Consider the following 7593-nt stretch of genomic DNA (forward strand, 5'->3'; position numbering starts at 1 on the left):
ATAAACAGACAAAACCTCGTTGATAAACAGACAAAACCTCGTTGATAACCTTCTGTGAGCCTTGGGAGAGTAAGGCTCAAGAGGGGTCTAAAAGAGGTTTAAAAGAGGTTTATAAAAGAGGTATATAAGAGGCACCACTGTACGAGATACAAACCTAAAACAAAAAAACACAAAGGAGTGAGCCAAAAAACGGCTCACATTAAACTCCAGTCGCACAGCTCCTTGCGCCTCACGCTGTTCGTTGCTTAAAAGGTGTGGCAAGCCACATTAATTCGGGCGCTGACGCCCCGAACCCCGTCCAAGCTGAGCCAGCTTGACCGCTTTTTCACTCGCCGTTAGGCAGGAAAGCAAAGTTTTGTAGAAACTTTGGCTTTCGCCATTTCAGTGTAAAGACTGGTTTAGAGCTGTCAATTCCTTATGCTCCCACGCTGCGCTCGTCCGCTACCATTGACAGCAAATAGTTAGCTTTTCTAAAACTTGATAAAGATTTAACTGCTATGTCCCTTTTTAAGGGCCTTATTTTTTGTTCTCAGCGATTTTAAGGCTACTTATATACATTTATACCAAAGTCAAAATAAAAATCCCTCAGCGACTTTTTAGAGGCCTAAATTACAAAGACTGGGCGATTAATAATATCTTCTTGTCTTTTTTGCAAAATATAAGTATACAGGGAACCATACAAGTTCTTTTTGATCTCGTCAGGTTCATTGACAGAAGCTTCAAACAATTCTTGAATATCAACTTGCCATGGATCAGCAAGCATTTCATCAATTGGTTTTAATACTTTCTTTTCGTCCATCCTAATTACTCCTGACATCAAAATAATGATTTCAGTTTAGATTTACAGATTTTACAGTACCGTTATTCAAAATTTGTTACCAAACTTATAAAGATTCTTTGCACAGAACGATTAAAAAAATCTGGCTTAAAACAGCGTAATCCGCAACACTTTTTAAATATTTAAAACATAACAATCTTAGTTAGGTGCAAACATAAATTGAATTAAAAATACAGTCAATTCAACAACGACAAAAATTGATTTTATGGTTATCAGAAGACCGAGTGAAACAAGGTCAGTGCGCACTTACACATAGAATGAATTCTATGTTGTGCTAGACCCATTAAAAACCTGTATCAGAAGTCGCCGTTGGCGACAACAAAATCAAACTAATTTACCCAAAATCAATTTGATCTAACATACTTTAGGTACTTGCTTGGTCTAAGCCTAAATAAGCTAAAGTCATTAATTCACTTGAATGATTTAATAAGTGCATGACTAAGCCAATATTGTAATTTGATTGCGTGTAAACACGATAAGCCCCAGTTTTGCGCATCGTATGAGTACCTAGATAATTAATTCCTAATAGATCGTCAACCTTACTCATAATTTTGTAGAACTGCTTTTCAGTAATATGGCGTGCTGACATTACTTATTTGGAATTATGTCCAGGAACCTGGGGTTATCTCAGTTCTATTTACGAACCAAAGGTTCATCAAGTTCTTGCTTTCAAGATTGGTCGTCAGATGGAGGCGACGTTAGTTGTAGAAACGATTAATCAGGCGCTTGAATGTCATCAAAAGCCACAATATTTTCACTCTGACATGGGTTCACAGTACACCAGCAACGAAGTTGAAACTTTACTTGAACGGCATCAGATTAGCCACTCATACTCAAAACAAGGTTATCCTTATGATAATGGGCCAATTGAAGCTTTTCACTCATTGTTGAAGAGAGAGTTTGCCTTTCAAACAACTTTTTCCAATTTTGAGGACTTGGTAATCCGAACCTCAAATTACATCAGTTGGTTTAATTCCGACAGAATTAGAACGAGTGTTTAGAAAAAGATGTGCCATTTATTGACATAGGAGCAATTCGAAACTTAGTAAACATAACAAATAATTCTTTATTTAATTCAGAGTTACTTCAGCAATCAAAATAGGAGTCCATCAGTTTTTCATAAGTTTATCGCATATTTTTCTCCAAGCGAATATTTAAAGTTGGTTTATAGTTACTCAAATTTTGAAGTTAATAATAAGAGGATCGAACGGTCTAATTTTATTATCATAATCATACATATGAGAGATAAATGGGAAAATAAATTTATTTCAATTGAAGTAAACTTCCGCAAGGAAATGGTATTTAATTCAGAAACATATTTTATCAATTTATTACTAATAAAATACTCCCAAGACCTAAAAAAGCCCCCATGAAAATTACATCACAGGGAGCTTTACAAACCATAAAATATTAATTACTTGTTGCGTGTTCTGTAGTGGCAGCAGCTTCAGCTTCTTTAATATGTGCTTCTTTATCAGCTGCAACTTGTTCTTGTCCATACAAGATTTGATCTTGTTTGTGTACAAATGGCCAGTAAACGAAGAACGAAAGTACTAAGACAATTGCTTGCCAAATCATCATCTTCCAACCACCGACTAATAAGCCAGAGATAACTGGTGGTGTGGTCCATGGCACCTGAACACCAGTAAAGTATGGAATAACACCTAATTTAATTAACCAATATGTGGAACCCATTGATATGGCTGGCATAAACATGAATGGCAAAATTAAAATTGGGTTCATAACAACTGGAACTCCGAACAAAACGGGTTCGTTAATATTGAAGAGTCCTGGTACGAATGACAAACGCCCAATACTCTTCATCTGAGCTGACTTGGCAAAGAATGCCATGAAGAAAACTAATCCAATTGTTATACCGGAACCAGTCACAGTACCAAATTGATCAAGTAAGGATGAAACGGCAATATGACCTCCATTTGCGGCTGTCACAACACCATGTGCCTTAAAAATTGCGGCATTCGATAAACTATTGGCACCTAAAATTGGACCCATGATACCACCGACAATAACCGCACCATGAATACCAAAGAACCAGAAGAATGGAATCAATAGTGAAATAATAAGAACGCCACCAAATGAGTCTGTCATTCCTTGTAATGGTGTCTGAATAGTTTGATAAATCCACTGTGTCATAGTTGTATGAGCAGTTGCATCAAATAAGATATAAACGATTAACCAACCGGTAATAATGACAAAGGATGGAATCAAGGCCACAAATGATTCTGCTACTGCTGGTGGAACTTGATCTGGTAATTTGATGGTCACATGATTTTTGATAAACCAAGAATAAATCCAACCAGTTAACAATCCAACAATAATAGCAGCGATCATACCTTGACCACCAAGCCAAGTCCGATCAATAAATCCAGTTAACATCGTTGGTGCCTGTGAAGCAGAAACCACAGTTTTAGTACCATTCATAACAGCTGTCGTAGGACGCATAATTAGGAAGAAACTTACCAAAGCCGTCATGCCGGCCGGCAAAGGTTCAAAACCATCATCTTTTACCCAAGTATAGGCAATTCCTACTACGGCAAAAATTGCTACCACTCCAAAAGAAGCGTTGTAGGCTTGCGTCCAGTAAGGAATTAACCCAGTTGCTTTCATCCAATTAGCAATTGGTGCGAATGGAAAGGCACTTAAAAGCAAGAATATAGATCCACTCATAATAAATGGCAAACTGACTAACATACCATTCTTTAGGCTTGTGATTGCTTTGGTATTAACAAACTTCATAATTGGAGGAAGAAGTTTGTTGTTAATCCAATCATTCATTAAAATCACCTCAAATAATAATTGAAAATCTTCGGCCGAAGATCATGTAACGTAAAGCGCTTTCAACAAATCCAGTATAAGCTTTAAAATGTCTTACTGTAAAGTTATTCCCCAAATAAAAAACATGTCCCATTAAATAAAGGGCTTATGTGTCCTAAATGGAACATGTTTCAAATGAATTTTTATACATAGAATTAGACCTGGCTAACTGCCTCACTGACAGGTGTTTTTCCCTCGCTAATTGCAAACTCTTTCTTAATTGTTTGATCATTATGCAACGTTGCAACAATCACTTCAGCCACATCTTCACGTGCAATTTGGCCCTTACGTTGATTAAGTTGAACTCCGCCCTTGCCAGTTTCATTTGGTCAACCACCATCGACTTTAGTCGATGGTGGTTGACGAACGTTTGAATCTTTGATGGGTAAGACAACTTGTCGCATAAGCTGTTAGTTCCTTTACTTTAAAATTAATTTAGTTGCAGAAAACCTAAAAATCGAATATTATAATGTAGTACGATGGTAAACTTAAAGGAGGCGGATTAGAATGAGTAATACTATTATTAAAAACAAGACAATTTCAACTCGTGTAACACCTGACATTAGTGAACGGGCTAAAGCTAATCTAGCAAAACAAGGGCTAACCGTTTCTGAGTATATACGCTTATCGTTAGTTAAAGCGGCCAATAATGAAGTTCGATTAGTCAGCTTTTTAGATTCTCCGGAAGCCTTAGCCGCTAAAAAAGAAGCAGAAACAGGGCAGGTCAAAAACATTGGTTCATTGACTGACTTTGAAGATTGGATCGATAAGCTAGATGCAAATTAAACAGACCAAATCTTTTGAACGTGAATTAAAAAAACTAGTCAAAAAACATTTCCCAATAACTGTCTTGAAGCCTTGTTTAGAAGCAATTGTTGAACAAGATGTACTTGTTTTGAAACAGATTAAAGATCATGCATTAAAAGGAAATTGGCGTGGCTATCGTGAATTTCACCCTGCCAGATATGGAAACTATGGTAAAAATTATGACAACTGGATTGTTATTTATCAGCTAGATCATGATGAATTGATTTTGTTATTGGTTGCAACTGGCTCCCATGAAATCTTGAATCAATAGCTATAGTTTAGGGGCACTTATAAAAAAATAAATTAAAATAACCCCCGATATCTACATTATAGATATTGGGGGCTATTCTTTCAATGTTTTCGAGGGGCGATTTTATAAAAATGGACCCTATTTATAATTTTGTACAAGTTCGAATAGATTATCTTTTATTTTGTTTCGAACTTTTCTAAAGGCTTGTAGTTTTTCTTTTTCTGTTCCAGTGGTTTTTGCAGGGTCGGGTAATGGCCAATGAATACTTGTAGCTTGTGGTGGAATAACTGGACATTTATCTCGTGCATCACCGCATAAAGTGACAATTAGATTAGCTGAATTGAAGTAATTTAAATCAATCAGTTTTGAATACTGCTGACTAATATCGACACCATCTTCTGCCATAACTTGTACTGCATTTTTGTTTAAACCATGCTTTTCTACGCCCGCACTTCTAATTTCAAATTTATCGGAAGGAAAAAGTTCTTTTGCGTATCCTTCGGCCATTTGGCTTCGACATGAATTCCCGGTACAGAGAAAATAGATTTTTTTCATTTGGTTACTCCTTAATCATAATATTTTCTTTTAATCCATAGTGCTACATCAACTAATAAGATCATTACCGGTACTTCAACCATTGGGCCAATAACGGCAGCAAATGCTTCTCCAGAATTCAAGCCAAATATAGCGACTGTTACTGCAACAGCTAATTCAAAGTTATTACTTGCAGCGGTGAAAGATTGTGTCGCAGAAATTGAATAACTAGTTTTAGTCTTTTTCGCAATCCAAAAGGTTATGAAGAACATTAAGACAAAATATAGTAATAAAGGAACAGCAATTCTTATTGCGTCCATTGGTAGTTGAACTACTTTTGCACCCTTGACAGAAAACATCACTACTATTGTAAAGAGTAAAGCCCAAGTAGTAATTCTACTTATTTTTGGTACATATTTATCTTCAAACCATTCTTTACCCTTTGTGCTAATGATAAAGTAACGAGAACCAATGCCCAAAATGAAAGGAATACCAAGATAAATAAAAACACTTTTAGCAATTTCACTCATTGTAATATTAATTGTCTGTGTTTGTAGCCCAAAGAATTTTGGTAAGACACTAATAAAGAAGTATGCATAAACGGAATATAGCAAAATCTGAAAAATTGAGTTAAAAGCTACTAGACCAGCAGCATAATCGTTATTACCCTGCGCTAATTCATTCCACACAATAACCATAGCAATACACCGTGCTAAACCGATCATGATTAAACCAATCATATAGTTTGGATAATTGTGTAGAAAGATAAAAGCAAGAGCAAACATTAAAATAGGGCCAACGATCCAATTTTGAACTAATGAAAAAGCAAGTTCCTTTTTGTCCTTAAATACATCACCCATTTTGCCATAATTAACTTTGGTTAGTGGTGGATATAGCATTAATATTAAGCCTATTGCTATTGGAATTGATGTTGTACCGATAGACCAACTATTAATTATTTTAGGGAGCGATGGAAAAGCTAAACCGCTAATAATTCCCAGTGCCATAGCTAAAAATACCCATAAGGTCATATAACGGTCCATGAATGATAAATTTTTAGAAGTACGCATAATAGCCCTCCATATAGATATTTATCTATGTATAATGCAAAATAAAAAAGCTAACAGTTTGAATGTGAATCCTTACATATGCAATGGTCAGTTTTAGATAGTATTTGTGTTAATTCACTAATCAGTCCTTCTTTTTTGTTTGAATTTAAAGAATAATAGTGCCACTTAGTATCTTTTCTTACGTTAACTAATCCACTTTTTTCCAGAATACTCATATGGTGGGATAGAGTCGGTTGTGTAAAGTTAAAGTGTGCAAGTATATCACACCCACACATCTCACCACAGGACAGCATTTCTAAAATCTTAAGACGGTTAGGTTCAGCAACCACCTTTAAAAGTGATGCCAAATCTTTATACTCATAGTGCATCAGTAAATTCCTCCACATTAAACATAGACGATTATCTATATTGTATCACATGAATAATGAAAAAGATTGCCGTTCGGATTAATTTTATAATCTACCAATTGACTTCTATTTCCAAAAATGCCACCAATTTTTATTATTATGTGTTCTATCTTCTTTGTCATTCACTTGCTGTTTTTGGCCTGGATTAGAGATTTCAATCAAGTCACTTAATTTGTGTACATGTTCTTTTAGTTCTTTGTTTTCTGTCACAGTTGTTAACTGAAGTTGTTGTTGCTGATCTATTAATTTGGTTAGATGATTAATTTGTCGGTCTTTGCTACTTATTTGCTGATCTTTGGTAGCAAGCTGTTTGTCCCGTTGAAACTTTAAATCTGCTACTTCTCTTCTTAGAGTAGCGATTAGCTCATTATTTTCTTTGCTAGTCTTTGTCGCTTTTTCGCTACCTGTTTGTTGGTTCTTTGCTACCAAGTTCTTTGCTACCTTGCCTCTAATAATCCTTTCAGCTGTAAGGCTGATCACGTTTTTACCTTGACTATCTTTTTGTCGGTTCTTTGTTGGTAGTCTTTGGTAGTGGTATTGAATAGTTTGTTTAGAGACCTTTAATTCATCAGCAAGTTCTCTAATTGTTTTAGGCATTATTTCCAAACCCCTTTCGGAGTTCAGCAAGTGCTTCTTGTCTTGCTTGATCTCTTATTTTTTTATCATGTTCAGCCTGTTTATCAGCCAATGCTTGTTTCTCAGTAGAGCCTAAAGTTAACCCCTTACCTTGTCAATGGCGCGCCATTTTTCCTGCTCTGTTAATTCACCATTATGCTGAATATTAAAAGCTTTTGACGCTCATCTTGTAATTGGCCTTGTGAGAAATCATTGGCATCTTTCTTTTCTGGTTTC

The 7593-nt window shown here is 35.7% G+C and carries 8 protein-coding genes and 3 pseudogenes; 3 read left to right on the forward strand and 8 right to left on the reverse strand.

The window, feature by feature from the left end:
* Positions 1-604: 604 nt before the first annotated feature.
* The gene (locus ATN92_RS03310) at positions 605-817 is read right to left on the reverse strand and encodes a hypothetical protein (protein ID WP_056951279.1); all 213 of its coding nucleotides are present in this window, start codon (positions 815-817) and stop codon (positions 605-607) included.
* 385 nt (positions 818-1202) lie between these two features.
* Positions 1203-1418 (reverse strand): annotated as a pseudogene (locus ATN92_RS03315) (tyrosine-type recombinase/integrase); the annotation flags it as partial.
* Here ATN92_RS03315 and ATN92_RS03320 point away from each other — a divergent pair.
* Positions 1411-1839: pseudogene (locus ATN92_RS03320) on the forward strand (transposase); the annotation flags it as partial. The pseudogenes ATN92_RS03315 and ATN92_RS03320 sit on opposite strands and share 8 nt — an antisense overlap.
* A 409-nt stretch (positions 1840-2248) precedes the next feature.
* Here ATN92_RS03320 and ATN92_RS03325 read toward each other — a convergent pair.
* Positions 2249-3634, reverse strand: coding sequence for a PTS sugar transporter subunit IIC (locus tag ATN92_RS03325; RefSeq protein ID WP_056950594.1), 1386 nt, complete (start codon positions 3632-3634; stop codon positions 2249-2251).
* Between the two features lie 546 nt (positions 3635-4180).
* Here ATN92_RS03325 and ATN92_RS03330 point away from each other — a divergent pair.
* A complete protein-coding gene (locus tag ATN92_RS03330; RefSeq protein WP_003625288.1) occupies positions 4181-4459 on the forward strand; it encodes a plasmid mobilization protein in 279 nt (92 codons plus the stop codon).
* On the forward strand, positions 4449-4751 hold the full coding sequence (locus ATN92_RS03335) for a type II toxin-antitoxin system YafQ family toxin (RefSeq protein ID WP_005917927.1): 303 nt from the start codon (positions 4449-4451) through the stop codon (positions 4749-4751). Before ATN92_RS03330 ends, ATN92_RS03335 begins: the two co-directional genes overlap by 11 nt.
* A gap of 117 nt (positions 4752-4868) precedes the next feature.
* On the opposite strand, the gene arsC is transcribed toward ATN92_RS03335, so the two are convergent.
* The 5 genes and pseudogenes from arsC to ATN92_RS03360 form a co-directional block, all read right to left on the reverse strand.
* Complete coding sequence (arsC, locus tag ATN92_RS03340; protein WP_024526977.1) at positions 4869-5285, reverse strand: arsenate reductase (thioredoxin); 417 nt, start codon at positions 5283-5285, stop codon at positions 4869-4871.
* Between the two features lie 11 nt (positions 5286-5296).
* Positions 5297-6334 (reverse strand): ACR3 family arsenite efflux transporter, encoded by a 1038-nt coding sequence (gene arsB / locus ATN92_RS03345; RefSeq protein ID WP_054644019.1) that lies wholly within the window; start codon positions 6332-6334, stop codon positions 5297-5299.
* Between the two features lie 50 nt (positions 6335-6384).
* Positions 6385-6702 carry an ArsR/SmtB family transcription factor gene (locus tag ATN92_RS03350; RefSeq protein WP_012391388.1) on the reverse strand — a complete coding sequence of 106 codons (318 nt, stop codon included), beginning with the start codon at positions 6700-6702 and terminating at the stop codon, positions 6385-6387.
* A 105-nt stretch (positions 6703-6807) separates the two neighbouring features.
* Positions 6808-7338, reverse strand: a complete 531-nt coding sequence (locus ATN92_RS03355; RefSeq protein ID WP_024526981.1) for a DUF536 domain-containing protein — start codon at positions 7336-7338, stop codon at positions 6808-6810.
* Positions 7331-7593, reverse strand: a pseudogene (locus ATN92_RS03360) (replication initiation protein); the annotation flags it as partial. The gene ATN92_RS03355 and the pseudogene ATN92_RS03360, both read right to left, overlap by 8 nt.

The sequence above is a fragment of the Companilactobacillus bobalius genome (assembly GCF_009764355.1).